At 68.4% G+C, this 25,760-nt stretch carries 24 protein-coding genes; 15 read left to right on the top strand and 9 right to left on the bottom strand.

The features are described 5' to 3' along the window. The first annotated feature begins 49 nt into the window (after positions 1–49). The 4 genes from fdnG to fdhD all read left to right on the top strand — a co-directional run bounded on the left by fdnG (position 50) and on the right by fdhD (position 5,662). Complete coding sequence (gene fdnG / locus C7389_RS05320; protein ID WP_133589085.1) at positions 50–3,097, top strand: formate dehydrogenase-N subunit alpha; 3,048 nt, start codon at positions 50–52, stop codon at positions 3,095–3,097. Positions 3,098–3,108: 11 nt separating this feature from the next. Continuing rightward, positions 3,109–4,038 (top strand): formate dehydrogenase subunit beta, encoded by a 930-nt coding sequence (fdxH, locus tag C7389_RS05315; protein ID WP_133589083.1) that lies wholly within the window; start codon positions 3,109–3,111, stop codon positions 4,036–4,038. Then, on the top strand, positions 4,035–4,661 hold the full coding sequence (locus tag C7389_RS05310) for a formate dehydrogenase subunit gamma (protein WP_133589081.1): 627 nt from the start codon (positions 4,035–4,037) through the stop codon (positions 4,659–4,661). The genes fdxH and C7389_RS05310 overlap by 4 nt, the downstream gene beginning before the upstream one ends. A 122-nt stretch (positions 4,662–4,783) precedes the next feature. Beyond that, positions 4,784–5,662 carry a formate dehydrogenase accessory sulfurtransferase FdhD gene (gene fdhD / locus C7389_RS05305; RefSeq protein WP_133589079.1) on the top strand — a complete coding sequence of 293 codons (879 nt, stop codon included), beginning with the start codon at positions 4,784–4,786 and terminating at the stop codon, positions 5,660–5,662. Between the two features lie 119 nt (positions 5,663–5,781). Here fdhD and C7389_RS05300 read toward each other — a convergent pair whose 3' ends face one another. Further along, entirely contained in the window at positions 5,782–7,125 is a 1,344-nt protein-coding gene (locus C7389_RS05300) for an aminotransferase-like domain-containing protein (RefSeq protein WP_133589077.1), read from the bottom strand. A gap of 151 nt (positions 7,126–7,276) precedes the next feature. On the opposite strand from C7389_RS05300, the gene C7389_RS05295 reads away from it, so the two are divergent. Further along, entirely contained in the window at positions 7,277–7,762 is a 486-nt protein-coding gene (locus C7389_RS05295) for a PaaI family thioesterase (RefSeq protein ID WP_133589075.1), read from the top strand. 242 nt (positions 7,763–8,004) lie between these two features. Here the strand turns inward: C7389_RS05295 and C7389_RS05290 are convergent, their stop codons facing one another. Further along, positions 8,005–9,591 (bottom strand): DASS family sodium-coupled anion symporter, encoded by a 1,587-nt coding sequence (locus C7389_RS05290; RefSeq protein ID WP_211168214.1) that lies wholly within the window; start codon positions 9,589–9,591, stop codon positions 8,005–8,007. A 190-nt stretch (positions 9,592–9,781) separates the two neighbouring features. Here C7389_RS05290 and adhP point away from each other — a divergent pair, with 190 nt between their 5' ends. Then, positions 9,782–10,804: an alcohol dehydrogenase AdhP gene (gene adhP / locus C7389_RS05285; RefSeq protein ID WP_133589074.1), complete on the top strand. Its 1,023-nt coding sequence runs from the start codon at positions 9,782–9,784 to the stop codon at positions 10,802–10,804. A 133-nt stretch (positions 10,805–10,937) separates the two neighbouring features. Here adhP and C7389_RS05280 read toward each other — a convergent pair whose 3' ends face one another. Beyond that, positions 10,938–12,632: a sensor histidine kinase gene (locus C7389_RS05280; RefSeq protein WP_162851674.1), complete on the bottom strand. Its 1,695-nt coding sequence runs from the start codon at positions 12,630–12,632 to the stop codon at positions 10,938–10,940. Positions 12,633–12,849: 217 nt separating this feature from the next. Here C7389_RS05280 and tadA point away from each other — a divergent pair, with 217 nt between their 5' ends. Genes tadA through C7389_RS05265 form a run of 3 tightly spaced genes read left to right on the top strand, consistent with a single transcriptional unit; the run spans position 12,850 to position 14,238 of the window. Next, on the top strand, positions 12,850–13,314 hold the full coding sequence (tadA, locus tag C7389_RS05275) for a tRNA adenosine(34) deaminase TadA (RefSeq protein ID WP_133589070.1): 465 nt from the start codon (positions 12,850–12,852) through the stop codon (positions 13,312–13,314). 2 nt (positions 13,315–13,316) lie between these two features. Beyond that, the gene (locus C7389_RS05270) at positions 13,317–13,796 is read left to right on the top strand and encodes a L,D-transpeptidase (RefSeq protein WP_133589322.1); all 480 of its coding nucleotides are present in this window, start codon (positions 13,317–13,319) and stop codon (positions 13,794–13,796) included. A 7-nt stretch (positions 13,797–13,803) separates the two neighbouring features. Next, on the top strand, positions 13,804–14,238 hold the full coding sequence (locus C7389_RS05265; RefSeq protein WP_133589068.1) for a GNAT family N-acetyltransferase: 435 nt from the start codon (positions 13,804–13,806) through the stop codon (positions 14,236–14,238). A gap of 60 nt (positions 14,239–14,298) precedes the next feature. On the opposite strand, the gene C7389_RS05260 is transcribed toward C7389_RS05265, so the two are convergent. From C7389_RS05260 to ygfZ, 3 genes are read right to left on the bottom strand one after another with little or no spacing between them, the layout of a single operon-like run. After that, positions 14,299–15,078: an NRDE family protein gene (locus C7389_RS05260; protein ID WP_133589066.1), complete on the bottom strand. Its 780-nt coding sequence runs from the start codon at positions 15,076–15,078 to the stop codon at positions 14,299–14,301. Beyond that, positions 15,069–15,374 (bottom strand): DUF4936 family protein, encoded by a 306-nt coding sequence (locus C7389_RS05255; RefSeq protein WP_133589064.1) that lies wholly within the window; start codon positions 15,372–15,374, stop codon positions 15,069–15,071. Before C7389_RS05255 ends, C7389_RS05260 begins: the two co-directional genes overlap by 10 nt. A gap of 17 nt (positions 15,375–15,391) precedes the next feature. Further along, entirely contained in the window at positions 15,392–16,429 is a 1,038-nt protein-coding gene (ygfZ, locus tag C7389_RS05250; RefSeq protein ID WP_133589062.1) for a CAF17-like 4Fe-4S cluster assembly/insertion protein YgfZ, read from the bottom strand. 211 nt (positions 16,430–16,640) lie between these two features. Here ygfZ and mltG point away from each other — a divergent pair, with 211 nt between their 5' ends. From mltG to C7389_RS05220, 6 genes are read left to right on the top strand one after another with little or no spacing between them, the layout of a single operon-like run. Continuing rightward, on the top strand, positions 16,641–17,645 hold the full coding sequence (gene mltG / locus C7389_RS05245) for an endolytic transglycosylase MltG (RefSeq protein WP_133589060.1): 1,005 nt from the start codon (positions 16,641–16,643) through the stop codon (positions 17,643–17,645). A gap of 34 nt (positions 17,646–17,679) precedes the next feature. Further along, positions 17,680–18,303 carry a dTMP kinase gene (gene tmk, locus C7389_RS05240; RefSeq protein WP_133589058.1) on the top strand — a complete coding sequence of 208 codons (624 nt, stop codon included), beginning with the start codon at positions 17,680–17,682 and terminating at the stop codon, positions 18,301–18,303. After that, a complete protein-coding gene (holB, locus tag C7389_RS05235) occupies positions 18,300–19,361 on the top strand; it encodes a DNA polymerase III subunit delta' (protein WP_133589056.1) in 1,062 nt (353 codons plus the stop codon). The genes tmk and holB overlap by 4 nt, the downstream gene beginning before the upstream one ends. Continuing rightward, on the top strand, positions 19,358–19,723 hold the full coding sequence (locus C7389_RS05230; RefSeq protein WP_133589055.1) for a PilZ domain-containing protein: 366 nt from the start codon (positions 19,358–19,360) through the stop codon (positions 19,721–19,723). The genes holB and C7389_RS05230 overlap by 4 nt, the downstream gene beginning before the upstream one ends. A 10-nt stretch (positions 19,724–19,733) precedes the next feature. Further along, on the top strand, positions 19,734–20,504 hold the full coding sequence (locus tag C7389_RS05225; RefSeq protein WP_133589053.1) for a TatD family hydrolase: 771 nt from the start codon (positions 19,734–19,736) through the stop codon (positions 20,502–20,504). Beyond that, positions 20,491–21,183 carry an ankyrin repeat domain-containing protein gene (locus C7389_RS05220; RefSeq protein ID WP_133589051.1) on the top strand — a complete coding sequence of 231 codons (693 nt, stop codon included), beginning with the start codon at positions 20,491–20,493 and terminating at the stop codon, positions 21,181–21,183. Before C7389_RS05225 ends, C7389_RS05220 begins: the two co-directional genes overlap by 14 nt. 235 nt (positions 21,184–21,418) lie before the next feature. On the opposite strand, the gene C7389_RS05215 is transcribed toward C7389_RS05220, so the two are convergent. The 3 genes from C7389_RS05215 to C7389_RS05205 all read right to left on the bottom strand — a co-directional run bounded on the left by C7389_RS05215 (position 21,419) and on the right by C7389_RS05205 (position 25,741). Then, positions 21,419–23,842, bottom strand: coding sequence for an EAL domain-containing protein (locus C7389_RS05215; protein WP_133589049.1), 2,424 nt, complete (start codon positions 23,840–23,842; stop codon positions 21,419–21,421). Between the two features lie 112 nt (positions 23,843–23,954). Further along, positions 23,955–24,842 carry a DUF429 domain-containing protein gene (locus C7389_RS05210; RefSeq protein WP_246034635.1) on the bottom strand — a complete coding sequence of 296 codons (888 nt, stop codon included), beginning with the start codon at positions 24,840–24,842 and terminating at the stop codon, positions 23,955–23,957. Next, positions 24,839–25,741, bottom strand: coding sequence for a histone deacetylase family protein (locus C7389_RS05205; RefSeq protein ID WP_133589047.1), 903 nt, complete (start codon positions 25,739–25,741; stop codon positions 24,839–24,841). Before C7389_RS05205 ends, C7389_RS05210 begins: the two co-directional genes overlap by 4 nt. Positions 25,742–25,760 lie beyond the last annotated feature (19 nt).

The following is a 25,760-nucleotide window of genomic DNA, read 5'->3' as shown; positions in this document are numbered from 1 at the left end:
CGACGTCTTGCGGCCGTGCGCCTTCCGGGTGTGTAAACCAGGAGGCTTCATGCAGATTTCAAGACGTCAGTTCTTCAAGATATCGAGCGCGGGCCTGGGTACGTCCAGCCTTGCCGCGCTCGGCATGGCACCGGCGCTGGCCCAGGCGGAGGTGCGCCAGTACAAGCTGTTGCGGGCGAAGGAAACCCGCAACAACTGTACGTACTGTTCCGTGGGCTGCGGCGTGCTGATGTACAGCCTCGGCGACGGTGCCAAGAACGCCAAGGCGAAGATCTTCCACATCGAGGGCGACCCGGACCATCCGGTCAGCCGTGGTTCGCTCTGTCCCAAGGGTTCCGGGCTGATCGACTACATCAACAGCCCGCAGCGTCTGAAGTACCCCGAAGTGCGTGAAGCCGGCAGCAAGGAGTGGAAGCGCATCAGCTGGGATGAGGCGATTGACCGCATCGCCCGCCTGATGAAGGACGACCGCGACGCCAACTTCATCGAGAAGAACGAGAAGGGCCAACTGGTGAACCGCTGGACGACCACCGGCTTCCTCGGCTCCTCCGCCGCCAGCAACGAAACCGGCATTCTCGACGTCAAGTTCGCCCGCGGCCTCGGCATGGTGCACTTGGAGAACCAGGCCCGCCTGTGTCACGGCCCCTCGGTGGCTGGCCTGGCGCCGTCCTTCGGGCGTGGCGCGATGACCAACAACTGGGTGGACATCAAGAACGCCGACGTCATCCTGGTGATGGGCGGCAACCCTGCCGAGGCCCACCCGGTGGGCTTCAAGTGGGCGGTCGAGGCCAAGACCAAGAACAAGGCCTACATGATGGTGGTGGACCCGCGCTTCAACCGCACCGCCGCGGTGGCCGACTTCTACTCGCCCATCCGCGCCGGCGCCGACTCGGCCTTCCTGCTCGGCGTCGCCAACTACCTGCTGAACAACGGCAAGATCCAGCACGAGTACGTCAAGGCCTACACCAACGCGCCGCTGATCGTGCGCGAGGACTACGGCTTCGACGACGGCCTGTTCAGCGGCTACAACGCCGAGAAGCGCGCCTACGACCGCTCCTCCTGGGCCTACGAACTGGGCGCCGACGGCTACGCCCTGCGCGACGACAGCCTGCAGCACCCGCGCAGCGTCTTCCAACTGCTGAAGAAGCACGTCGAGCGCTACACGCCGGAGATGGTCAGCAGCATCTGCGGCACACCCAAGGAAGACTTCCTGCACATCTGCGAGAAACTGGCCGCCACCTGCGTGCCGGACCGCACCACCAGCATTCTTTACGCGCTGGGCTGGACCCACCACGTCGGCGGCTCGCAGATCATCCGCGCCTCCGCCATCGTGCAACTGCTGCTGGGCAACATCGGCATGCCCGGCGGCGGCATCAATGCACTGCGCGGCCACTCCAACGTGCAGGGCTTCACCGACCTGGGCGTGCTCACCACCATGCTGCCCGGCTACCTGACGCTGCCGCACGAGAACCAGCAGTCGCTCAAGGCCTACCTGGACGAGCGCACGCCCAAGACCCTGGTGGCCAACCAGGTGAACTTCTGGCGCAACACGCCCAAGTTCATGGTGAGCTTCCTCAAGGGCATGTACGGCGACAAGGCCACCGCAGGCAACGACTTCGGCTACCACTGGCTGCCGAAGTGGGACCGCAGCTACGACGTGATGGCCTTCGTCGAGCAGATGCACAAGGGCAAGGCCAATGGCTACGTCATCCAAGGCTTCAACGTGATCGCCGCGGCCGCCTCCTCGGGCAAGGTGCGCGAGGGGCTGGCCAAGCTCAAGTTCCTGGTCGTGATTGACCCGCTGCAGACCGAAACCGCGTCCTTCTGGGAGAACCACGGCGAGTTCAACGATGTGAATCCGGTGGAGATCCAGACCACCGTGTTCCGCCTGCCCTCGTCCTGCTTCGCCGAAGAAGATGGCTCCATCGCCAACTCCGGCCGCTGGCTGCAGTGGCACTGGGCGGGCCAGGTGCCGCCGTTCGAGGCCCGTCACGACGGCAGGATCCTCGGCACCTTGCTGATGAAGATCCGCGAGTTGTACGAGAAAGAGGGCGGCACCTGCCCCGAACCGCTGATGAGCCTGGACTGGAACTACCACGATCCGAAGGACCCGCACCCGGAAGAGGTGGCCAAGCAGGCCAACGGTTACGCGCTGGCCGACCTGTTCGACGACAAGGGCAACCAGATCGCCAAGAAGGGCGACCTGCTGTCCAGCTTTGCCCACCTGCGCGACGACGGCACCACCACCAGCCTGTGCTGGATCTACACCGGCCAGTGGACGCAGGCCGGCAACATGATGGCCCGCCGCGACAACACCGACACCGGCTTCGGCAACACCCCGGGCTGGGCCTTCGCCTGGCCGGCCAACCGCCGCCTGCTCTACAACCGCGCCTCGCTGGACCCCGCCGGCAAGCCCTGGGATCCGAAGCGCGCCTTCCTGCACTGGGATGGCGCCAAGTGGACCGGCGCGGACGTGCCGGACTACCCGGTCGGCTCGCCGCCGAACAGCGGCGTGAGCCCCTTCATCATGCTGCAGGACGGTGTCGGCCACCTGTTCTCCATGGGCGCGCTGGTCGATGGACCCTTCCCGGAGCACTACGAGCCGGAGGAAAGCCCCATTCCCGCCAACCCGCTGCATTCGGGCAGCGGCAAGAGCCCGGTGGCGCGCATCTTCAAGGACGACCTGCCCAGCTTCGGCAGCCGCGAGGACTTCCCCTGCGTGGCCACGTCCTATTCGATCACCGAGATGTTCCGCCACTGGACCAAGCACTCCCGCCTGAACGCCATCGTGCAGCCGGAACAGTTCGTCGAAATCAGCGAGAAGCTGGCGGCGAGCAAGGGCATCGTGGCCGGCGACATGGTCAAGGTGGCGAGCAAGCGTGGCTACATCCGCGGCAAGGCGGTGGTCACCAAGCGCGTGATGACGCTGCAGGTTGCCGGGCAGGAAGTGGAGCAGGTCGGCATCCCGGTGCACTGGGGCTTCGAAGGCACCACCCGCAAGGGCTTCCTGGCCAACGTGCTGAGTCCGCGCGTGGGTGACGCCAACACGCATACCCCGGAATACAAGGCCTTCCTGGTCAGCGTCGAGAAGGCCTGAGGAAAGAAACCATGTCCATGCAATCCCAAGACATCATCCGGCGCTCGGCGACCTCCACGCTGACGCCTCCGCCCCAGGTACGGGACCACAAGCAGGAAGTCGCCAAGCTCATCGACGTCACCACCTGCATAGGCTGCAAGGCCTGCCAGGTGGCCTGTTCCGAGTGGAACGACATCCGCGACGAGGTCGGCTTCAACCACGGCGTCTACGACAACCCGGTCGACATGACGGCCAAGAGCTGGACGGTGATGCGCTTCGCCGAGCACCAGGACGAAGGCGGCCGTCTGCAGTGGCTGATCCGCAAGGACGGCTGCATGCACTGCGCCGACCCCGGCTGCCTCAAGGCCTGCCCGGCGCCGGGCGCCATCATCCAGTACGCCAATGGCATTGTTGACTTCCAGCCCGAGCACTGCATCGGCTGCGGCTACTGCATCGCCGGCTGCCCGTTCAACGTTCCCCGCATCAACAAGGACGACAACAAGGCCTACAAGTGCACCCTGTGTTCCGACCGCGTCGGCGTCGGCCAGGAGCCGTCCTGCGTGAAGACCTGCCCGACCGGCGCCATCCAGTTCGGCACCAAGGAGGACATGAAGGTGGCAGCCGAAGGCCGTGTGGAAGACCTGAAGTCCCGCGGTTTCGCCAACGCCGGCCTGTATGACCCGCAGGGCGTGGGCGGCACCCATGTGATGTACGTGCTGCACCACGCCGACCGCCCGCAGCTCTACAGCAAGCTGCCCAAGGATCCGCAGATCAGCTCCACCGTGAGCCTGTGGAAGGGCATGCTGAAGCCGCTGGCGACCATAGGCATCGCCGCCGCCGGCCTGTTCGGCTTCCTGCACTACACCGCGGTCGGCCCCAACCGGGCCGACGAGGAAGAGGAGGGCGAAGGGGAGAAAGGCCACGGCGAGCACGCCGCGAAGGAAACCGAGGTGAGCAAATGAAGGAAAAACTGATTCAGCGCTATTCCGCGGCTGAGCGGATCAACCACTGGATCGTCGCCGGCTGCTTCGTGCTGCTAGCGATCTCCGGCCTGGCCTTCTTCTACCCGGCCTTCTTCTGGCTCACCGGCGTGTTCGGCACGCCGCAGCTGGCGCGCCTGCTGCATCCCTTCATCGGCGTGGTGATGTTCCTCGCCTTCGCCCGCCAGTTCTTCCGTTACTGGCACCACAACTTCATCGACAAGGAAGACGTGAAGTGGATGAAGGCGGTCGGCGAAGTCATGAAGGGCAACGAGGTCGGCGACATCGGCCGCTACAACGGCGGCCAGAAGGGCATGTTCTGGCTGATGTGCGCCTGCATGGCGACGCTGCTGGTCACCGGCCTCGTCATCTGGCGCCAGTACTTCGCCATCTACTTCCCCATCCCGGTGATCCGCATCGCGCTGCTGCTGCATGCGGCCAGTGCCATCGCGCTGATCGCTGGCATCATCGTGCACGTGTATGCGGCGCTGTGGGTCAAGGGCACGATACGGGCGATGGTGGAAGGGGTGGTCACCCACGGCTGGGCGAAGAAGCACCATCCGCGCTGGTACCGGGAGATGACCGGCAAGCGTAGCGGCGAATGAGGCGCTGAGCGGCAAGGCCGGGGCGGCTGCCGCCCCGCCTGCGGGCGAGTCGCGCGCAGTGCGCGGCAGCAGCGGATACACTTCCGCTGCTGCCGTTTTTCTTTTTCCCCAGTCAGATCAGCATGAGCACCTCCTGCCCGCTTCCATCCGCCTCAGGCCCTGTCGAGTTCGACCCGGCCGATTGGCCCACCGCCCGCACACTGCCGGTGAGCCGCATCCGTGCCGGGGCCGGAGTGCGCGAGGGCGAGGACGAGATCGTCGAGGAGGTGCCGGTGGCGCTGGTGTTCAACGGGATTTCCCATGCGGTGATGCTGGCTTCGCCCGCCGACCTGGAGGATTTCGCGCTCGGCTTCGCGCTGAGCGAAGGCATCGTCGCCTCGGTGGCCGAGGTCTTCGATCGCGAGGTCTTCGCCGCGCCGCAAGGGCTGGAAGTGCGGGTGGAGATTGCCGCCCAGCGTTTCCTGGCGCTGAAGGAGCGCCGCCGCTCGCTGGTCGGGCGCACCGGCTGCGGCCTGTGCGGGGTGGACAGCCTGAGCGAGTTCGAGCGGCCGCAGGGCAGCGTCGCCAGCGGGCTGCGCCTGGACCCGGCGGCGATCTTCAGCGCCCTGGGCGCGCTGGCCGGCTGCCAACCCCTGCGCGAAGCCACTGGCGCGGTACATGCCGCCGCGTGGGTGACGCCGGATGGCCGCATCGCCGCGGTGCGGGAGGATGTGGGCCGGCACAACGCGCTGGACAAGCTGGTGGGCTGGCGGGCGGCCAGCCTGGCCGGCGGCCGGGCCGGCGAGGGCGCCCAGGAGGGGTTTGTGCTGGTGTCCAGCCGGGCCAGCTACGAGATGGTGCAGAAGACCGCCCGCGCCGGCATCCCGGCGCTGGTCGCCGTCTCGGCGCCGACCGCGATGGCGGTGCGGCTGGCGCAGGAGAGCGGGGTGGCGCTGATGGGTTTTGCCCGCGGCGACCGGCTGGTCGCCTATGCGCACGCGGAGCGCCTGCTGCCCGCCTGAATTTCGCCAGCCATCCATCTCCGCGGCTGCCAGCGCTTCCGTTCGTCTGCCGGGCTGCTTGTCCGAATGTTATGGCCCCTTGTCCTGCGAGGGCGGGCGATGCCTGCCGCTTGGCGCGCTCAGGGCGGGAAGCGTTCTAGGGTCTCCCGCAGCCGTAGCAGGACCCCCTCCAGTTGCTCCAGCGGCACCGAGCTCAGCCCCAGCCGCAGCGCATGCGGCGCGTGCCGGGTGGTGGCATAGGCCTCCGCTTTGGAGACCGCGATGTCGCGTTCGGCCAGTGCGGTGGCGATGCGGTCCATCCGCAACTCCTCCGGCAAAGGCAGCCAGATGAAGAGGGAAGCGGGATTGGCGACCATCTCCATGCCGGCGAACACTCGCCGCGCAATCGCTTGCCGCGCCCGCGCTTCCCGCCGCAATACCGCCTCTTGCCGCACTACCGTGCCGTCCGCCATCCACCGGCTGGCCATCGCGGTGATGAGGCTGGGGAGGCTCCAGTAGCTGGCGCGTATCGCGGCTTTGATCCGCGCCGCGCAGTACGCCGGCGCCAGCAGGTAGCCGAAGCGCAGGCCACTGGCCAGGCTCTTGGAGAGGCTGGAGACATGCACCGTGCGCTCCGGCGCCAGCGTGGCCAGCGCAGGCGGCGCATCCTCGGGCAGGTACGCATAGGAGGCATCTTCGATCAGCAGGCAGTCGTAGCGGCGGGCTGTCTCCACCAGGCGTTGCCGCTGCTCCAGGTCCAGTATCCAGCCCAGCGGGTTGTGCAGGGTGGGCATGGTGTAGATCGCGCGGATGTGGTGCTTGCGGCAGAGGGATTCCAGCGCGTTCAGGTCGGGGCCGTCGGCGAGCGCGGGAACCGGCTCCAGCCTTAGCTCCTGCAGTTCCGCCAGCATCCTGAAGCCGGGGTAGCTCAGCGCATCCACCGCCACCGTGTCATGCCGCTTCAGCAGCGCGCGCACCGCGATGTCCAGGCCCTGCTGGGCGCCGTTGACCAGGAAGAGATGATCCGCAGTTACCTCCATGCCCCGGGTTCCGGCGAGGAAGTCGGCGACGGTCTGCCGCTCCCGCATCCGGCCGCCAGGTGGCTGCTGGTGCATCAGCGTCGCCAGATCGCCGCTGGCGGCCAGTTCGCGCAGCATGGCGCGCAGCAACTCCGCCTGGCCGGGCGGGCTGGGGTGGTTGAAGGAGAGGTCGGCGGCGGCGCTGCTCAGCCGTGCCTCGTCGCCGCTGTCCCATTCGCGCTGCTGCGCGCGGTCGCGCACGAAGGTGCCGCGGCCGATCTCGCCGACGACCAGCCCCATGGCCTGAAGCTGCGCATAGACCTTGCTGGCCGAGGCCAGCGCCATGCCGTGGCGGGCGGCGAGTTGGCGGTGGGTGGGCAGCAGGCTGCCGGGCGGGAGCTTGCCGCTGCGGATGTCGGCGGCCAGTGCTGCGACCGCGGCGGAGACGGGGGAGGGGGAGGGCATGAAGTGTATCTAGGACAATTCTTTGATTGTCCTAGTCTAAGTGCCTAGGCTGCGCCTCGGAAGCCGTCGTTGCATGCCCGCCCTCTCCTGTCCCTTGGGAATTGCGGGCGAGATGGCGGCCCTCGACTCCCGACAGAGGAAAGCAAGGACCATGAACGCAGCCATCCGCAAGCTCCCCGTCCTGGAATACCTGCAGCGCCAGCTGGCTGGCACGCTGGCCGCCGGCGATACCACTCACATGCGCTATCCCACGGCCATCTCCACTTTGCTCGGCTTTCGCATCGTCGACATCGGCGAGGCGATGGCGGTGCTGGAACTGGATGCCGACCCGCTGCGCCACGGCAACCAGCAGGGCACCGTACATGGTGGGCTGTTGTGCGAACTGGCGGATGCCGCCATCGGCACCGCGCAATCCACGCTGGCAGGCGAGGGCGAGAGCTTCACCAGCATCGACCTGAAAACCACCTTCCTGCGCCCGGTGTGGCGAACCCGCCTGCGCGCCCACGCCTGGGCGGAGCACCGCGGCAGGACGATCAGCCACTACCGCTGCGACATCCAGCGCGACGACGGCAAGCTGGTGGCGAGCATCTCAAGCGTGGTGATGACCCTGCGCGGGGAGTACGCGCAGGGGCGGTGAGGGTGGCTGCTGAGAGGGAACGGTGGCGGGCAGCAGTCTTCTCCGACCGGGATCGCGCCGGGGACGTGGTCAGGCTTGATGCGTTCGAAGGAGGTGACGCTGCAGTGTTTTTTCCCTGCGGGAGAGGGGGAGAGACCCGCGCGGGGCTGAACGCAACCGCCCCTTGGCGGAGCGCCCCCTCTTCCCGGCCGGGGAGCTGCAGACGCTGCGGAGACTGGCAGACGGCCTGAGTGCCCTCACACCTAGCTCTTCGTCAGCAGCCCGAGGTAGTTCCACCAGGTCGCGGCGAAGAGCAGCAGCATCAGGTAGCCGACCGCCGTGATCCACAGGCCGAAGCGGGTGAATTGCTTGCTGGTGAAGGTCTCGGTGCCGAAGCAGAACATGTTCTGTGGCGCGTTCACCGGCAGGATGAAGCCGAAGCTGACGACGAAGCCCAGCAGCATGGTCATGCCCATGACGTTGATGTCGCCGCCCAGGCGCTGCAGTACCGCGATCATGATGGGGATCATCGCCGAGGTCAGCGCGGTGGCGCTGGCGAAGCCGAGGTGGATCACGATCAGGAAGGCGGACAGCGCGGCGAAGATCCAGAACGGCGTCAGCGTTTCCAGGTGCAGGTTGGAGACGGCGAGGTCCGCCAGCCATACCGCCGCCTTGGTCTGCAGCAGCGCGGTGCCCAGGCCGATGCCCACCCCGAACACTACCAGCGTGCCCCAGGGGGCCTTGCTCTGCACGTCCTTCCAGCTCATCACGCCGATGCCAGGCAGCAGCAGGATGGAGAGGCCGACCAGGGTGGTGGAGGCGGTGTCGAAGCTGTGCAGCGTTTTCTCGGTGCTCCAGAAGCCCAGCAGGCACAGGGTGACGATCAGCAGCCGCCATTCCTTGCCGCTCATCGGGCCGAGTTCCGACAGTGCCTTCTTCATCGCCTCGCGGCCGCCGGCGATGCGTTCGGTTTCCGGCGGGAACAGCCAGCGGGCGAGGAAGTAGAGCGCCACCGACATCACGATGGCCCAGGGCGCACCGGCCACCAGCCACTCGATCCAGCTCGGCGAGTCGCCCAGCATCTGGCGCATGAAGCCGACGGTGAGCAGGTTCTGCGCTGCCGAGGTCTGGATGCCGACGTTCCATACGCTGGTCGCCTGCGCCACCATCATCATGATGGAGGCGGCGAACACCGAACGCTTGTCCACCCCGAAGGCGGCGATGATGCCCGCCATGATGGGCACCACGCAGGCCGTGCGGGCGGTGGCCGAGGGCACGATGAAGGACAGCAGGATGGTGACGACGATGGCGCCGATCAGGATGCGGCGGGCGCCGGTGCCGACCACCGAAAGCGTTCGCAGGGCGATGCGCTTGTCCAGCCCGCTGGCGGTCATCGCCACCGAGATGAAGAGGCCGGCGCCGACCAGGGTGAGGCCGGAGTTGGAGAAGCCGGACATCGCGGTGGTGAGGGCGCTGCCGGTGCCTACCGCCACTTCCGGATTCGCCGCCGAGGGCGCGGTGCCGAGCAGGAAGGCGATCATCGCCACGATGAGCACCGACGAGACCGCGTAATCGATGGCCTCGGTGAGCCAGACGATGACGGCGAAAGCCAGCACCGCGAGGATGCGCTGGCCAGCCGGTGTGAGCCCCTCCGGCTGGGGCAGCAGCAGGATCACGAATGCCGCCAGGATGCCGGCGAGCAGACCCAGAGGAAGACGCTTCCATGCTGGCGTTTGCTGGCTGGCCGCCATCATCCGGGCAGGGGGAGCGGTGGGTGCTGGCGCGGCTGCCGCCGCGGAGGCGAGCGGGGCCTGCTGTAGCGGCCCGGCGGGGGAGGACGTGGTGTTCATTTTTCTACCTCCGATGCGTTGGGAAGCAGCGCCTCGTGGGCGCCGCCGCGATGCCGCTGAACGGATCGCAGTTCCGTTTTAGCACCCTGCCCCTGGCTGGGTTTTGACTTCGGTCATAGCGCCTCGATGTGGGCGGTCTATGCTGAAACCGGCTGAAAAACGCATTCCCGTCATCTTCGAGGAGTCCATCATGGCCACGAAAATGAAAGCCGCCGTTGTCCATTCCTTTGGCGCACCGCTGCAGATCGAGGAGCTACCGATACCCGAAGTCGGGCGCGGCCAGGTGCTGGTGAAGGTGGTCGCCTCCGGCGTCTGCCACACCGACCTGCACGCCGCCGACGGCGACTGGCCGGTGAAGCCCAGCCTGCCCTTCATCCCGGGGCATGAGGGCGTGGGTTATGTGGCCGCCGTCGGCGAGGGCGTGAGCCATGTGCGCGAGGGCGACCGCGTCGGCGTGCCCTGGCTGCACACCGCTTGCGGCCATTGCGAGCATTGCCTCACCGGTTGGGAAACCCTGTGCGACGAACAGCAGATGACCGGCTACACGGTGAACGGCGGCTATGCCGAATACGTGCTGGCCGACCCCAACTACGTTGGCCGCCTGCCGGATGGCCTGGCTTTCGCCCCGGCCTCGCCGGTGTTATGCGCCGGCGTCACCGTCTACAAAGGCTTGAAGATGCTGGATTGCAAGCCGGGCGACTGGGTGGCGATCTCCGGCATAGGCGGCCTGGGCCACATGGCGGTGCAGTACGCCAAGGCCATGGGCTTCCATGTGATCGCGGTGGACGTGGCGGAGGACAAGCTGGCGCTGGCCCGCAGCCTGGGCGCGGATGAGGTGATCAACGCTGCCACCAGCGATCCGGTAGCCACTGTGCAGGCGCAGATCCGCGGCGCCCACGGCGTGCTGGTGACCGCAGTGTCGCGTGCCGCTTTTGCCCAGGCGGTCGGCATGCTGCACAAGCGCGGCACGATGTCGCTGGTCGGCCTGCCGCCGGGGGACTTCGGCCTGCCCATCTTCGATGTGGTGCTGAATGCCAAGACGGTGCGCGGCTCCATCGTCGGCACCCGCAAGGACCTGGAAGAGGCGCTGGCCTTCGCCGGCGAGGGCAAGGTGGCCTCCCACTTCAGCACCGACAGGCTGGAGAACATCAACAACATCTTCGCCCGCATGAAGGAAGGGCGCATCGACGGCCGCGTGGTGCTGACCCTGTAGCAAGGCGGGCGGAGGCCGCGGCGAGGCGGCGGGACGGCACCTGTTCCGTCGCACTGCGGCGCCGGTGTCGATGAGAATGACGAGAAGGCCGGATGGGCCGCTGGCGAGCTGATCTGCGGCCCCTTTCACGCGCTCAGCCCGGCCCCAGGCTGAAGCAGAAACGGGCGCCCTTGCCGGGCTCGCCGGTGGCGTCTATGTCACCGCCGTGGCGATGAACGATGCGCGCCACCGTCGCCAGGCCGATGCCGGAGCCTTCGAAATCGCGCTCGTGGTGCAGGCGCTGGAAAGGCACGAAAAGCTTGTCGGCGTAGCGCATGTCGAAACCGGCGCCGTTGTCCTCCACGCAGATGCGCAAGGCGCCTGCGCCATCCCCAACTCCCTCGCTGCGGACGTCGATTCGCGCTGCCGGGCTGCGGGCGGTGAATTTCCAGGCATTGCCCAGCAGGTTGCGCAACAGGATGCGAGTGAGGCCGGGGTCGGCATTGGCCAGGAGGCCGGGCTGGATACTGACTTCGAGCGCGCGCAGGGAGTCGGTCAGCCGCAGTTCGGCGATCACCTCGGCCGCCAGCTCGCTGATGTTCACCGGATCGCGCCGTATGGCCTGGCGGGAGACGTGGGCGAGGTTCAGCAGATCGTCGATCAGCCGGCCCATGCGCTGGGCGGCCGCCCGCATGCGCTGCAGCAGATGGCGGGCGTCCTCGCCCAGGGCTTCGGCGTGCTCGGAGGAGAGGATCGCGCCATAGCCGTCGATGGCGCGCAGGGGGGCCCGCAGATCGTGGGACACCGAGTAGCTGAAGGACTCGAGTTCAGCCAGGGCGGTGGTCATCTGCGCGGTGCGTTCGGTGACGCGGGATTCCAGCTCGCGGTTGAGTGCCTGCAACTCGGCCTCCGCGGCCTTGCGCGGGGTGATGTCGCCCACTGAGCCCACCATGCGGTAGGCCTGGCCCTTGTCGTCTATCTGCGCCAGCCCGCGCGCCAGCACCCAGCGCCATTCGCCGGCGGCGTCACGCACGCGGTATTCGCATTCGAAGTGGGGCGTGTGGCCCTTCAGGTGCTCTACCAGGGTCTGGCTGAAGCGCCGGGCGTCCTCCGGATGCAGGCGCGCCAGCCAGTCCTTGCCATTGGTACGCAGGTGCTCGCCCTGCATGCCCAGCATTTCCACCAGGCGGCTGGAGAGGAAGAGGTCGTCGCTGGCCGGGCTCCAGTCCCACAGGCCTTCGTTGGTGCCGCGCATCGCCAGCGCGTAGCGGGCCTCGCTGTCGTGCAGCATGGCTTCGGCTTCGTACTGGGCGGTGGTGTCCTCGACGATGGCGACGCCGCCGGTGATGCGGCGGTCCGGGCCGTACACCGGCGCGGTGCGCAGGCGAACCTGCAGGCGGCGGCGGGACCGGGTGACGTGGTAGGCACCGTCGTAGCGGCCGGATTCTCCTGCCAGCGCAGCCCGCAGCGCGGGCAGCACGCGCTGGTCCTGCAAGCGGTCCATCTCCAGGCCCAGCAGGGCGTCGCCGGGCACCTGCAAGAGCTTGCTCAGGCGGCTGTTGTGCTGGGTGATCTTGAGCTGTTTGTCGTAGTGCAGGATGCCGACCGGCGAACTCTCCACCAGCACGCGGTAGCGCTCGGCCTCCTCGTCCAGTCGCTGCTCCAGTTTGTGGGTGGCCGTGGCCGGTGGCGGTGTTGGTTGCGCTGGCAAGGAGCGACGCCAGGAACAGGAGAGCGCCAGCGCGCCTATCGCCAGCAGGCCGGCGGTGCGCCAGGCGTCGGCGTGGGCGTGGGGCAGCCGGCTGCATATCGCCAGCCAGGTCAGCGCCGCAATGAAGTAAAGCGTCACGCTCTGCCAGCGGCTGAGGTGTTTTAGCTTGACGGTCTCTGAGGGAGTGGGTGCTGTTGTTGGCATATCGTGCCCCATGTTGAGCGCATCTTACGGTCGCCGCCGGGGCCGGCAAGCGGGCGCCGGGGCCGGGCTGTGAAGCGCGTCACAGCCGGAGCAATCCGGCTCCGCTCCGGTAAACTGCGGTCTTCGATTGAAGAGGCGCCGTGGCAGGACGATGGACGACGAGGATTTCATGCGCGAGGCGCTGAGCCAGGCCAGGGAGGCGGGCGCATGCGGGGAGGTGCCGGTGGGGGCCGTCGTGGTGCTGAACGGCGAGATTGTCGGCCGCGGCTTCAACCAGCCCATAGGCCGGCATGATCCCACCGCCCACGCCGAGGTGATGGCGCTGCGCGATGCCGCCAGCCGCCTGGGCAACTACCGGCTGCCCGGCTGCGAGCTGTTCGTCACCCTGGAGCCGTGCGCCATGTGTTCTGGCGCCATCATGCACGCCCGTATCGCCCGCGTCGTCTTCGGTGCCCGCGATCCGAAGACCGGCGTGGCTGGCAGTGTCATCGACCTGTACGGCGAGGAGAAGCTGAACCACCACGCCAGCGTGGTCGGCGGCGTGTTGGCGGAGGAGTGCGGCGGCCTGCTGTCCGCCTTCTTTGCGGCTCGTCGCAAGCGCAGTGTGAGCGTTTGAACATGCGCATCCGCATCGATCTCGGCAGCCAGCGGCTCGCCCTCTTCGGCAACGATGGCGCCTGCATACGGCGCTACTCGGTGTCGACTTCGGCAAAAGGGGCGGGCGAGCAGAGCGGCAGCCTGCAGACGCCACGCGGACGGCATCGCATCCGCGCGCTGATCGGCGCTGGCCAACCGGCGGGCGCGGTTTTCCGGGGCCGCCGGCCGACGGGGGAATGCTGGTCGCCCGAGCTGGCCGCGGCGCATCCAGAGCGCGACTGGATCCTGTCGCGCATCCTGTGGCTGTGCGGTGAGGAGCCGGGGCGCAACCGCCTGGGCCAGGTGGACAGCATGCGGCGCTACATCTACATCCACGGTACCGGCGAAGACCAGCCTATGGGCGAGCCGCATTCCCACGGCTGCGTGCGTATGCGCAATCGCGACGTCCTGGAGCTGTTCGCGCTGGTGCAGCCGGGGACTCCGGTGGAGATTGTGGAATGAGCGTCGAATGAGCGATGGGCTGGAACTGAGCCTGCTGGACTGGCGCGAGGCCGAGGCGCTGGCCCTGCCGCTGCGCGAGCAGGTCTTCGTCGTCGAACAGGGCGTGCCGCTGGAACTGGAGCGGGACGAATTCGACCCGTTGTGCCGCCATGCGGTGCTGCGCCAGGCGGATGGCCGGGTGGTGGCCACCGGCCGTCTGCTGCCGGATGGCCACATCGGCCGGATGGCGGTGGCGGCGGACCGGCGTGGCTGCGGCCTCGGTGGCCAGGTACTGGAGGCGCTGGTGGCCGAGGCGAGGCGGCAGGGCTTTGATGCAGCGGTGCTCAACGCCCAGGTGCAGGCGCAGCCCTTCTACGCCCGCCACGGCTTCGTCGCCGAAGGCGAGGTGTTCATGGATGCGGGGATTCCGCACCGGACGATGCGGCGGATGCTGGCCGTCTGAGCTTGGGCCGGACGGCGGAGCTGTCGCCGTTCGCCGCTGGGCGGAACAGGGTGCCCTGGTTCAGCTCTTGCCGCCGGGCGCAGCGAGGTGGTAGCGATGATCGACCTCGCTGGCCAGCTCGCCGTCGTCGCGCCAGGTCCACTCGCGGAAGCGCACATGGCTATCGCGGTGGAACAGGATCAGGCTGGTACAGCGGGTACCGTAGCCCGGTGCGCGAATGAAGGCAGGCGACAGGTGACGCTCCCATTCCAGGCTGACGCCGGTGGCGGGGAGATGGCCGTCCGCCGCCGGGGTGGGGTCGCGCAGCGCGGCAAGGATGGCGTCTGCGTTCGGCTCGCCCTGCAGCGCGGCGATGAAGCGCTCGCGGCTGCGCTTCACCTTGGGCCAGGGCGTGTCCAGCAAGTGGTTGGAGAGGCCGTACACGCCGGGCTCCAGCACGCGGACGGCGCCGCCCACGCTCTCATGGATGCCGAGTTCGCGGCCATCGCACAGCAGCAGGTTGAAGCCGGCGTAGCGGGCGCTGTCGCTGGCGATCGCCTCCAACGTCGTCAGCGTGCCAGTGTCGCTCTCCAGTGCATTGCGCACCAGTTGCCCGCGCGAGGGCAGGCCGGGGCGATGCTGGCTGGGGTCGCGATAGTTGGTCAGGGCGGCGAAGCGGCCGCCGCGGGAGAGGCCCATCCAGGTGCCGCCGGCTTCCAGGTCGCGGCCGGCGAGCAGATCGGGTGCATCCGGCCACCAGTGCGCCGGCGAGGCCGGCCGGGCGAGGAACTCATCCCGGTTGCCGGCGACGATCAGCGGGTAGTCGGGGTGCGCCTGCCAGGCCAGCAGGATCAGACACATTCGCGGAAGCGCTCCAGGTGGCGCACGGTGCCTTCCTCCACCAGATCCACCACCTGGTGTGCTTCCGCTTCTTCCATAAGCGCGGTCTCGAAGGCTTCGGCGACGCCGTCGCCTTCGTACACTTCCATCCAGGTGCGCTCGTCGTTCACCCGCTCCAGCAGCCGGCCCGCGATGCCGCTGCGGCTGGCGATCACCGTTTGCATCGCCCGTATGGTGGCGCGGGCATCGACCGGGTCGATGTCCGCCCGGACACGGTAATAGATGTAGTAGCGCAGCGGGACCGGAGTGGCGTTCATGAGCGTTCCTGTTCGGTTCAGGGCAGGGCGTAGGGCAGTTCCAGCAGCTTCAGCAGCGGGCCGCTGGGGCTGCCGAGGTGAATCTCGCCGGCTTCGGCGCTGCTGCTCTGCAGCACCGCCAGGGCCTCGAAGCCGCCGGCAGGCGAAGGAGCGACGTTCACCAGCTTGCCGGCGGACTGGTCGCCGAAATCCGGCGCATAGAGGTCACTGCCGGCCGCTGGCAGAGCGCCGGCCTCGCCGGCCACCCGGTACATCCGCTTCTTCAGCTTGCCCAGGTACTGGGTGCGGGCGACGATCTCCTGGCCGGGGTAGCAGCCCTTCTTGAAATTGACGCCGCCGATGACCTCGTAGTTGAGCATCTGGGCGACGAATTCCTCCTGGGTGGCCGCGGTGACCAGCGGCAGGCCGGCGCGTATCGTCGCCAGTTCCCAGGCGGCGGTGCCGGCCCTGGCGGCGCCGGCTTCGAGCAGGGCGCCGAAGGTGGCCGCGGCGGCGTCGGTGGCGACGGCCAGCAGGTAGAGATCGTCCTGCAGGCGCACGACGCGCACGCCGTTCGCTTCCGCCTGCTGCAGGCTGCCTTCTGGCAGCGGCAGGCCGGCCCGGCCAAGGAGGGCGGCTGCGTTGGCGCCGGAGAGGCCGATCAGCGCGGTGTCCGCGCTGGCGTCGGCCAGTTTCACCTTGCTGCGCAGGACATACATCGACAGCTTCTTCGCCAGCGCCGGCACGATGTCGGCGCTGGCCACCAGCGCATGGCCCTCGCCTTCAGGCCACAGCAGCAGGCTGGCGAGCATGCGGCCCTTGGGCGTGTTGAAGCTGTTCCACTGCGCCTGGCCCGCGGCCAGCTTGTTCACGTCGTTGGAGAACAGGTTGTGCAGGAAGGGCGCGGATTCCGGGCCGACGCTGCGTATCAGCCCAAGGTGGAGCAGGGGAACGGCAACCGTCTGTTCAACCGCGACGCGGACCTCGTCGGCAGCGGCGCCGAAGCGCAGGGTGGGGCGGTTGTCGGTGTCCACGGAGGCGCCCTGTTGGGCGAGGTAGTCAGTCCAGGTGGTCATATTTCGGCTCTCGATGAGGGTTGCGGGGCCGGGTTCGATGAGGGCCAGAACCCGGCGGGCGATACGTAGATCGGCATAGTCGGTCGCAGAGAAGGCTGTGGGTTGGGCCTGCTGAGCGATGAAGTATTATAGGGCCCCGCCGCAGGGCGGCAGCCTGTCCGCGCCTCCGGCGCGCGCGCCTGCTGCCGCGGCCTTGGTCCTTTCGTTCTGCATGAAGCGTTTCCTGTTCCGACTCTTCCTCTTCGCCTGCCTGCTGGCTGCGCTGGCTGCCGGCGGCGCCTGGTGGTATGCCCACCGCGCGCTGCCGCTGCCGACGGAACCGCTGGATTTCACCGTGGAGCGCGGCTACAACATGCGCCAGGCGGCCAACGCCATCGCCCGCGCGGGCGTGCCGATAGAGCCGGCGGCGCTGTACTGGATGGCGCGGCTCAGTGGCAAGGCGCAGTCCATCAAGGCCGGCAGCTACGAAGTGCATACCGGCGTCACGCCGTGGGAGCTCATCCTCAAGTTGTCTGCCGGCGACGTTTCCCAGGGCGAACTGCTGGTAGTGGAGGGCTGGACCTTCCGCCAGATGCGCGACGCGGTGGAGTCCAATCCCAACCTGAAGCCGGACAGCGTCGGCCTGACGGACGCCGAGTTGCTGCAACGCATCGGCGTGGCGGATGCCCATCCCGAAGGCCTGTTCTTCCCGGATACCTATCTGTTCGACAAGCAGTCCAGCGCCATCGCCCTATTCAAGCGCGCCTACGGCGCCATGCAGGAGCATCTGCAGAAGGTATGGGCGGAGCGCGATCCCACGTTGCCGCTGGCCAGCCCTTACCAGGCGCTGATTCTCGCCTCCATCATCGAGAAGGAGACCGGCCGGCCTGAAGACCGCGGGCTAGTTGCTTCGGTGTTCGTCAACCGGCTGAAGGTAGGCATGCGGCTGCAGACCGACCCGACCGTGATCTACGGCCTGGGCAGCGACTTCGACGGCCGCCTGCGCAAGCGCCAGCTGGAGACGGACCACCCCTGGAACACCTACACCCGGATCGGCCTGCCGCCGACGCCGATCGCCATGCCGGGGCGGGAGTCCCTGCTGGCGGCGGTGAGGCCGCCGCAGACTGATCTGTACTATTTCGTCTCGCGCGGGGACGGCAGCAGCGAGTTCTCGCGCAACCTGGACGACCACAACCGCGCGGTCAACCGCTACCAGCGCGGCAGCCGCGGCAATTGAAATCGACGCCGAGCGGGGCATCGGGAAGAACGACATGGCAGTTGCGCAAGGGCGCTTCATCACTTTCGAAGGCATAGACGGCGCCGGCAAGAGCAGCCAGATCGCGGCGGCGGTGGACTGGCTGCAGGGCCGCGGGCTGGCGGTGGAGCAGAGCCGGGAGCCGGGTGGCACGCCGCTGGGCGAGCGCCTGCGCGAGCTGGTGCTGCATGAGGCGATGGACCTGGAAACCGAGGCCATGCTGATGTTCGCCGCCCGGCGCGAGCACCTGGCCGCCCGCATCCTGCCAGCGCTGGCGGCGGGCCGCTGGGTGGTGTGCGACCGTTTCTCCGACGCCACCTATGCCTACCAGGTCGGCGGCCGCGGCCTGGACAAGGCCAAGTTCGAGGCGCTGGAAGCCTGGGTGCATCCCGGCCTGCAGCCTGACCTCACCTTGCTGTTCGATCTGCCACCGGAGGTGGCCGCCGCCCGTGTCGCCGGCACCGGCGAGGCACCGGACCGCTTCGAGCGCGAGCGCCGCGACTTCTTCGAGCGGGTGCGCGCCGCCTACCTGGAGCGGGCTGCCGCGTCCAGCGGCCGCATCCGGGTGATCGATGCGAACCGCCCGCCGGCGGCGATCCGCGAGGAACTGTTGGCGCTGCTGCAGGAGCGCTACGCGTGATGCATCCCTGGCTGCAGCCGACCTGGAAGCGCATCGTCGATCTCGGCGAGCGCCTGCCGCACGCCTTGCTCTTCGTCGGGCCCGGCGGACTGGGCAAGCGCGAGCTGGCAGAGACGCTGGCCGCCCGCCTGCTGTGCGAGGCGCCGGCCGCCGACGGCCACGCCTGCGGCCATTGCGCTGCCTGCCAGTGGCGGCTCTCCGGCAACCATCCGGACTTCTTCCGCGTGATCCCCGCCGCCGATGCCGAGACGCCGGTCGGTGAAGGTGGTGAAGGCGAAGGCGCCAAGGACGGCGGCAAGGAGAAGGCCAAGTCGGCGCAGATCGTCATCGAGCAGATCCGCGATCTGCAGGCCGCGCTGATGGTCACCGGCCACCACAGCGCCCGGCGGGTGGTGATCCTCGACCCGGCGGAGGCGATGAACATCTTCACCGCCAATGCCCTGCTCAAGCTGCTGGAAGAACCGCCTGCCGGCTGCGTCTTCCTGCTGGTGTCCTCGGCGCCGCGCCGCCTGCTGCCGACCATACGCAGCCGCTGCCAGCAGTGGGCCTTCTCCCGCCCGGCCGAGGCCGAACTGGCTCGCTGGCGCGAAAGCCATCAGGACGTGGATGCCGCCATGGTCGCCCTCTGCGGCGGCATGCCGCTGGCGGCGGAGCGGCTGGCGGCGCAGGGCGGGGGCGCGCTGTTGCAGCGCTTCGTCGCCGACGTCGCCCGGCCGCAGGGTAGCGATCCGCTGAAGCTGGCCGGCCAGTGGGAGGCGTGGCTGAAATCCAAGGAAGCGCTGGCTGCCGGCTTCGGCCTGCCGCAGCTGGTGGACTGGATGCAGCGCTGGGTGGCGGACATCGCCGCGCTGCGCCTGGGCGGCAAGGTGCGCTTCTTCCCCGGGCAGGCGGCGCAGCTGGAAGCGCTGGCGGGGCGTGCCACCGTGGCGGCAGTGACGGGCTGTTACAATGAACTCAGCCAAATCCGCCGCGTAGCCCAGCATCCCCTGAACATGCGTCTCGTCCTCGAAGACATGCTGCTGCGCTACATGCGAGCAACCCACGGAGCGCGAGGATGAACGACACCGTCCGGCCCATGGCGGCACGCCCCAGCGTGCTGTCGCTGAACATCAACTCGAAGTCGGCCCTGTACGCCGCCTACATGCCCTTCCTGGTGAATGGCGGCATCTTCGTACCGACGCCGCGTCCCTACGGCCTGGGCGACGAGGTGTTCATGCTGCTGCAGCTGATGGACGACCCGACCAAGCATCCGGTGGCCGGCGTGGTCGCTTGGGTCACGCCGCAAGGCGCGCAGGGCGGCAAGACGCAGGGCATAGGCGTGCATTTTGCCGCCGACGAAGCTGGCCATGCGCTGAAGGCGCGCATCGAACAGATCCTGGCTGGCCACCTCGGCTCCAGCCGCCCCACCCACACCCTCTGAGCGCGGTTCCATGTTCGTCGATTCCCATTGCCACCTCGATTTCCCCGACCTGCGCGAACGCGAGGCCGAGGTACTGGCGGCGATGGTCGAGAACGGCGTGGGCCGCGCGCTGTGCATCAGCGTGACGTTGGAGGATTTCCCGGCGGTGCTGTCCCTGGCCGAGCGCCACGACCATCTTTGGGCCTCGGTCGGCGTGCATCCGGACAATGCCGATTGCGAGGAGCCGGACGTCGCCCGTCTGCTGGCGTTGGCCGATCATCCCAAGGTGATCGCCATCGGCGAAACCGGGCTGGACTACCACTGGCACAAGGACGCGCCAGAGTGGCAGCGTGAACGCTTCCGCACCCACATCCGCGCCGCGCGCGCCTGTGGAAAGCCGCTGGTGATCCATACCCGCAGTGCCGCCGCCGACACCCTGCGGCTGATGCGGGAAGAGAATGCCGGCGAGGCCGGCGGGGTGATGCACTGCTTCACCGAGAGCCGGGAAGTAGCCGAGGCCGCGCTGGACCAGGGCTTCTACATCTCCTTCTCCGGCATCGTCACCTTCCGCAGCGCCGCCGACCTCAAGGAGGTGGCCGCCTACGTGCCGCTGGACCGCCTGCTGATCGAAACCGATTCGCCCTACCTCGCGCCGGTGCCACACCGCGGCAAGACCAACCAGCCTGCCTGGGTGGTGCATGTGGCCGAGGAAATCGCCCGCCTGCGCGGCGAACCGCTGGCGCGCATCGAGAGCGCCACCACCGAGAACTTCTTCCGTCTCTTCCGACATGCCCAAGCCTGATACCCGCCGCCACCTGCTCTCCGCCGTCGCTCTTGCCCTGTTGTGCGCCGTCAGCGCGCCGGTGATGGCTGGCAGTTATGAAGACGCCGTCAGTTCCGCCCGCCTGGGCGACACCGCGCAGCTGAGCGACCTGCTGCGCCGCGGCATCGACCCGGACACGGTGGACGCCAACGGCAATTCCCTGCTCATCCTCGCCGCCCGCGAAGGCAACGCCGCCACGGTGAAGGCGCTGCTGCAGTACCGCCCGCGGCTGGGCCACCGCAACCAGGCCGGCGATTCCGCGCTGATGCTGGCGGTGCTGCGTGGGCATGAGGAAGTGGCGGAGCTGCTGATAGCTGCCGGAGCGCCGGTCAACCACGAGGGTTGGACGCCGCTGCACTACGCTGCCTTCGAGGGCCGCGAAGCGCTGGTCGACCGCCTGCTGGCCGCCGGCGCCGATCCCGGCGCGCTGGCGCCCAACCAGGCCAACGCGCTGATGCTGGCCGCCCGCAATGGCCACATCGGCGTGGTCAAGCGGCTGCTGAAGACGCCGGTGGACCTCAACCAGATCAACGACGCCGGCTACACCGCGGATGCCTGGGCATTGTCCAATGGCAATACCGATATCGCCGAACTGATCCGCGCCGAGCGCGCCCGCCGGGGGATCGAGCCGCCGGGGTTGCGAATCGAGATCCAGTAAGGCTGGTCGCTGCTGCCCAAACGGCGTGGCTCCGGACGGAAGCACTGGGTCTTCTCCTCTCGCGGTTGGGGGAGAGGGGGAAAACAGGGCTCCTGCGTAGGGGATCGAGCGGTCTGGCTGATCTGAACGGTATTGGCCGCGTGCTACAGCTGGTGGCCGCTGGCGTTTCCGATCGGGGGCGCAATGCCGCCAACTTTGCGACCCGGCGTCAACTCAGCCCCCACTCACCAGAGCCTCAGCTCGAAGCCGAATTCATCACCTGCTGCGCCGCCAGCCGCTCCAGCAATCCTTCTGCAGGCTCCGGCCGGCCGAACAGGTAACCCTGGTATAGCATGGGCGCGCGGCGGGTAAGAAAGTCCGCCTGCTCGCGCGTTTCCACGCCTTCCGCGACCACGTTGAGGCGCAGGTGGGCGGCGACCGCCAGGATGGTGTCGATGAGCGCAGCATCGTTGGGGTCGCTGGGGGCGTCCTGGATGAAGGTCTTGTCGATCTTCAGCTCGTTGATCGGCAGGCGCTTCAGATAGGCGAGCGAGGAATAGCCGGTGCCGAAATCGTCGATGGAGAAATGCACGCCCAGCGCGCGCAGCTCGGACATCGTCGCTACGGTCTGGTGTATCCGGTCTATCACCAGGCCCTCGGTCACTTCCATCGTCAGTCGCGTGGGATCGGCGCCGGTTTCGGCCAGGATGTCGCGCACGCGGCGGATGAAGCCGCTGCGGTGGAATTGCCGCGGGCTCACGTTCACCGCCATGCGGATGGGGGTGCCGGCGGCTTCGGCGCGGGCGAGCAGGCGGCAGGTCTCCCGCATCGCCCATTCGCCCAGTTCCAGGATCAGCCCTGTTTCCTCCGCCACCGGGATGAAGTGGGAAGGCGGCACCAGGCCGCGCTGCGGATGCTGCCAGCGCATCAGCGCTTCGGCGGCCTGGATCTGGCCCTCGGCATCCACCTGCGGCTGCAGGTACATCTGCAGTTCGCCGCGCTCGACCGCATGGCGCAGGTCGCCTTCGAGGGCGAAGCGCGCTTCCACCCGCGCCTGCATCTCCGGCTCGAAGAAGCGCACCTGGTCGCGGCCGGCCTCCTTGGCCTGGTACATGGCGGTCTCGGCCTGCTTCAGCAGGTCGGCGATGGTGGTGGCCTGGCCGTTGGGGATCAGGGTGACACCTATGCTGGCGGCGACCACCACGTCCTCGTCGTCCATCGGGTAGGGCAGGGCGACCGCGTTGCGCACCTTGGCCGCCACGCTGCGCGCCATATCGGCGGCGAAGCCGGCGTGGGAGGCGAGGTCGGGCAGGAGCAGCACGAACTCGTCGCCACCGAAACGAGCCACGGTATCGGCTTCGCGCAGGCAGCCGGTGAGGCGCTCGGCGACGGCCTTCAGCAGGCGGTCGCCCATCTCATGGCCGCGGGCCTCGTTCAGTGTCTTGAAGTAGTCCAGGTCCACCAGCAGGATCGCGCCGTAGCGGCCGCTGCGGCGGGCGCCGGCCTGGGCGTTGGCGATGCGGTCCTGCAGCAGGCGGCGGTTGGGCAGGTTGGTGAGCGGGTCGAAATAGGCCAGCCGCTCGATCTCGGAGTCCGCCGCCTTGCGCGCGGTGATGTCGCGGCCGATGACGACCATGCCGCGGCGGCTGCCGTCCGGGTTGAAGAGCGGCACCTTGATGACGTCGAACACGCTGTGCGGGTTGTCTGGCGAGGGGATGCGCTCTTCGCTGCGATAGACGCTGCGCTGCTGCCAGGCGGCTTCGTCGGTGGCCTCGCAGGCGTGGAAGGTGTCGTGGTGGAAGGGCTGGCGCTCGGCCAGCTCCAGGTTGCGGCAGTTGTGGTAGTCGATGCCTTCCAGCCCGAGCTGGCGCACCGCGAAGGCATTCACCTGGCGCCAGCGGCCGTTGCCATCCTTGAAGCAGACCAGGTCGGGCATGGCGTCTATCAGCGCGGTGAGCTGTTCCTCGCGATGCACCAGGGCGCGGGTGATGCGGCGGCGGTTGGCGACGTTGGCGATCAGCAGGGCGATGATGAGCGCCTGTATCAGTACCGCGGCGAGCAGCGCCTGGCGCAGCCGGGACTGCGTCTCGACCGCCTCGCGGTTATTGCGGAGGATGGCCTCTTCGGTATGCAGGCGGTACTCCGCGAGCCTCGCCTCGGCTTCGCGCAGGCCCTCCACGTCCTGCAGCACCGCAAGCTGGGCCGGGCCGCCAGCGGCGGTGGTGGTACCGGCCAGTGGCGAAGTGTAGAACTCGACAGCCCGCACCCGGCCGTTTGCGAGCCGCTGAGGCAGCACCAGGTGGCTGCGCGATTCGAGCTGCGCCAGTGCGCGCTCGCCGGCGATGGCTTCGTTGTCCATCGCGGTGAGTTCATCCAGCGTGCGACCTATCAGTCGCTCGGGTGGATAGCCGTAGAAATGCGTGGCGGCGGCATTGGCGTCCAGGATGCGGCCGTCGCCGGGAGAGAGCAGCAGCATGGCGGCGCCATGGTTGCGGAAGGGCGTGAACTCGGCGACGCCGGAAGGGGGAACCTTGGGCCCTGCCTGCGCCGGCGGCGCACTGAACACGCCGGCTGCGGGGGTGAGCAGTGCGAACAGGCTGATCGCGAAGAAGCGCCGGGCTGGCGTCATTGCTGGCAGGAGCACGTCGAGAACGAGCGGACCGCAGCTGTGGGGTGGCATTGGGAGCGGCCTGCTGGCGTCGGGAACATGGGGGACGGCATGCGCTCTCGGTATGGCGGTGCGGTTACGACGAAAGGCGAAGGCCGATCAAACCATCAATCGCATTCGGCGGTCAAGGAAGAGCTTGGCGGCACGCGGCGGCGGTGGCCGCTGAAAGGGGGCTGAAGGGGGGCAGCGGAGCACAGGCGATCCAGCCTTCCAGCGGGTCGATCTCCGCAGGCAGGCCGAAGGAGGGTGGGCCGGCCAGCATGGAGGCGGCGGCCTCCGTCAGCGCCAGCACGGCGTCGAGCAGGTCGCCGCTGGCGTTGCCAACCAACTGCCGGAGCAGGGCGTCCTGGCCGCGCAGTTGCAGGCGCAGCGGGTGGCTGCCGGCGGCGAGCGCTTCGACGATCAGGTGGCGGGTGGCCTCCCGCGCAGGTGAATGTTTGCGCGGATCGTCGCTCTTGTAAGGCGCCCTGCTGATGCTACGGGCAAGCAGGCCGGGATAGGCCTCCAGCGCTATCCGTCGCGGATCGCCCGCATGCAGCCCCGGCATGCTGAGGCCGGCGGCGAACAAGCGCGGCGCGCCTTCGAGGAACATCAGTCCGACCGGTGGATTGACCAGCTTCAGCGAACTGTGGGAGACAGCGGCCATGTCGGTCGCTCTATGCGCGTAGCGACGCCCGGCGGGGCGGCTTTCGCGGTAGCGGTCCAGCGCCTGGCGGAAGGCGGCCCTGCCCAGTGCCTGGCAATGGCCCAGCAGCGCCGGCCAGGTCTCCGGCCAGCCGAGGTCGGACACTGCTTCGCGCGGCAGGCCGAAGGGGAAGTCGAAGCCGCCCACCCAGGGGCCGGGGCGGGCGAGCAGGGCCTCGAAACCGGTCCAGTCGGGAAAATGCTCGAAACCGTCCAACTGTAGCAGGGTCTTGCCGACAACATGACCGTGGGCGACGGTAATGGGCTTGCGCTTGCGCGGTGCGGAGGTGAAGTCCACGCCCAGCAAGGCGGTGGTGGCGAGATTCACGGCTGGAGCAGGTCCGCGGCTGTGAGCAGGGTGGCAAGGTGGATGTCCACCGTGTCGTCTATCTCGCGCGCATAACCGCCGGCCATGGCGAGGGCGACCGGGACGCGGGCCTGGTGGCAGCGCTGCAGCACGGCGCTGTCGCGGGCGATGAGCCCGCGCTTGCTCAGCGCCAGCCGGCCCAGGCGATCGCCGGCGTAGGGGTCGGCGCCGGCGAGGTAGATCACCAACTGCGGGCGGAAATCGTCGAAGACGATGTTCAGCGCGCCGGCCAGCGCCTCCAGGTAGGCCTCGTCGCCGGTTTCGTCCGCCAGTTCCACGTCGAGATCACTGCGCGCCTTGGTGAAGGGGAAGTTGCGGGCACCGTGGAGGCTGCAGGTGAAGACCTGAGGTTCGCCGGCCAGGATGGTGGCGGTGCCGTCGCCCTGATGTACATCGCAATCGACGATGGCGATGCGCTCCACCCGGCCCTCGGCGCGCATCGCCAGCGCGGCGATGGCAGCATCGTTGAACACGCAGAAGCCGGAGCCGGCGTCACGATGGGCGTGGTGGGTGCCGCCGGCGAGGTTGGCGCCCCAGCCGGCCTGCAGCGCATGGCGGCAGGCGGCCAGCGTGGCGCCGGCGGAGCGGCGGGAGCGCTCCACCATGGCGGCGGACCAGGGAAAGCCGATGGCCTTGAGTTCCGCCGCGCTCAACTGGCCGCTGATGACGCGTTCAAGATAGCCGGCGTCGTGTGCGCGCAGGACCTCTGCGTCGCTGGCGGCGTCCGGCACGGAGAAGTCCGCCGGGAGGAAGCGGCCGCTGTCCAGCAGGCGCTGGCGCAAGCGGGCGTATTTCTCCATCGGGAAGCGATGGCCGGCCGGCAGTGGCAGGACGAAATGGTCGGCGTAGAAGAGGCGCATCCGGCAGGCGGCCCTCCGG

Source organism: Azoarcus indigens (assembly GCF_004361735.1).
Lineage (GTDB): Bacteria > Pseudomonadota > Gammaproteobacteria > Burkholderiales > Rhodocyclaceae > Azoarcus > Azoarcus indigens.
The sequence above is the reverse complement of the archived record's forward strand: the minus strand, read 5'-3'. Positions and strand labels throughout refer to the sequence as shown.

What these genes read in the sequence shown, in the direction of transcription:
- fdnG (WP_133589085.1), top strand. Translation starts at nt 50, where the DNA reads ATGCAGATTTCAAGACGTCAGTTCTTCAAGATATCGAGCGCGGGCCTG.
- fdxH (WP_133589083.1), top strand. Translation starts at nt 3,109, where the DNA reads ATGTCCATGCAATCCCAAGACATCATCCGGCGCTCGGCGACCTCCACG.
- C7389_RS05310 (WP_133589081.1), top strand. Translation starts at nt 4,035, where the DNA reads ATGAAGGAAAAACTGATTCAGCGCTATTCCGCGGCTGAGCGGATCAAC.
- fdhD (WP_133589079.1), top strand. Translation starts at nt 4,784, where the DNA reads ATGAGCACCTCCTGCCCGCTTCCATCCGCCTCAGGCCCTGTCGAGTTC.
- C7389_RS05300 (WP_133589077.1), bottom strand. Translation starts at nt 7,125, where the DNA reads ATGCCCTCCCCCTCCCCCGTCTCCGCCGCGGTCGCAGCACTGGCCGCC.
- C7389_RS05295 (WP_133589075.1), top strand. Translation starts at nt 7,277, where the DNA reads ATGAACGCAGCCATCCGCAAGCTCCCCGTCCTGGAATACCTGCAGCGC.
- C7389_RS05290 (WP_211168214.1), bottom strand. Translation starts at nt 9,591, where the DNA reads ATGAACACCACGTCCTCCCCCGCCGGGCCGCTACAGCAGGCCCCGCTC.
- adhP (WP_133589074.1), top strand. Translation starts at nt 9,782, where the DNA reads ATGGCCACGAAAATGAAAGCCGCCGTTGTCCATTCCTTTGGCGCACCG.
- tadA (WP_133589070.1), top strand. Translation starts at nt 12,850, where the DNA reads ATGGACGACGAGGATTTCATGCGCGAGGCGCTGAGCCAGGCCAGGGAG.
- C7389_RS05270 (WP_133589322.1), top strand. Translation starts at nt 13,317, where the DNA reads ATGCGCATCCGCATCGATCTCGGCAGCCAGCGGCTCGCCCTCTTCGGC.
- C7389_RS05265 (WP_133589068.1), top strand. Translation starts at nt 13,804, where the DNA reads ATGAGCGATGGGCTGGAACTGAGCCTGCTGGACTGGCGCGAGGCCGAG.
- C7389_RS05260 (WP_133589066.1), bottom strand. Translation starts at nt 15,078, where the DNA reads ATGTGTCTGATCCTGCTGGCCTGGCAGGCGCACCCCGACTACCCGCTG.
- C7389_RS05255 (WP_133589064.1), bottom strand. Translation starts at nt 15,374, where the DNA reads ATGAACGCCACTCCGGTCCCGCTGCGCTACTACATCTATTACCGTGTC.
- ygfZ (WP_133589062.1), bottom strand. Translation starts at nt 16,429, where the DNA reads ATGACCACCTGGACTGACTACCTCGCCCAACAGGGCGCCTCCGTGGAC.
- mltG (WP_133589060.1), top strand. Translation starts at nt 16,641, where the DNA reads ATGAAGCGTTTCCTGTTCCGACTCTTCCTCTTCGCCTGCCTGCTGGCT.
- tmk (WP_133589058.1), top strand. Translation starts at nt 17,680, where the DNA reads ATGGCAGTTGCGCAAGGGCGCTTCATCACTTTCGAAGGCATAGACGGC.
- C7389_RS05230 (WP_133589055.1), top strand. Translation starts at nt 19,358, where the DNA reads ATGAACGACACCGTCCGGCCCATGGCGGCACGCCCCAGCGTGCTGTCG.
- C7389_RS05225 (WP_133589053.1), top strand. Translation starts at nt 19,734, where the DNA reads ATGTTCGTCGATTCCCATTGCCACCTCGATTTCCCCGACCTGCGCGAA.
- C7389_RS05220 (WP_133589051.1), top strand. Translation starts at nt 20,491, where the DNA reads ATGCCCAAGCCTGATACCCGCCGCCACCTGCTCTCCGCCGTCGCTCTT.
- C7389_RS05215 (WP_133589049.1), bottom strand. Translation starts at nt 23,842, where the DNA reads ATGCCACCCCACAGCTGCGGTCCGCTCGTTCTCGACGTGCTCCTGCCA.
- C7389_RS05205 (WP_133589047.1), bottom strand. Translation starts at nt 25,741, where the DNA reads ATGCGCCTCTTCTACGCCGACCATTTCGTCCTGCCACTGCCGGCCGGC.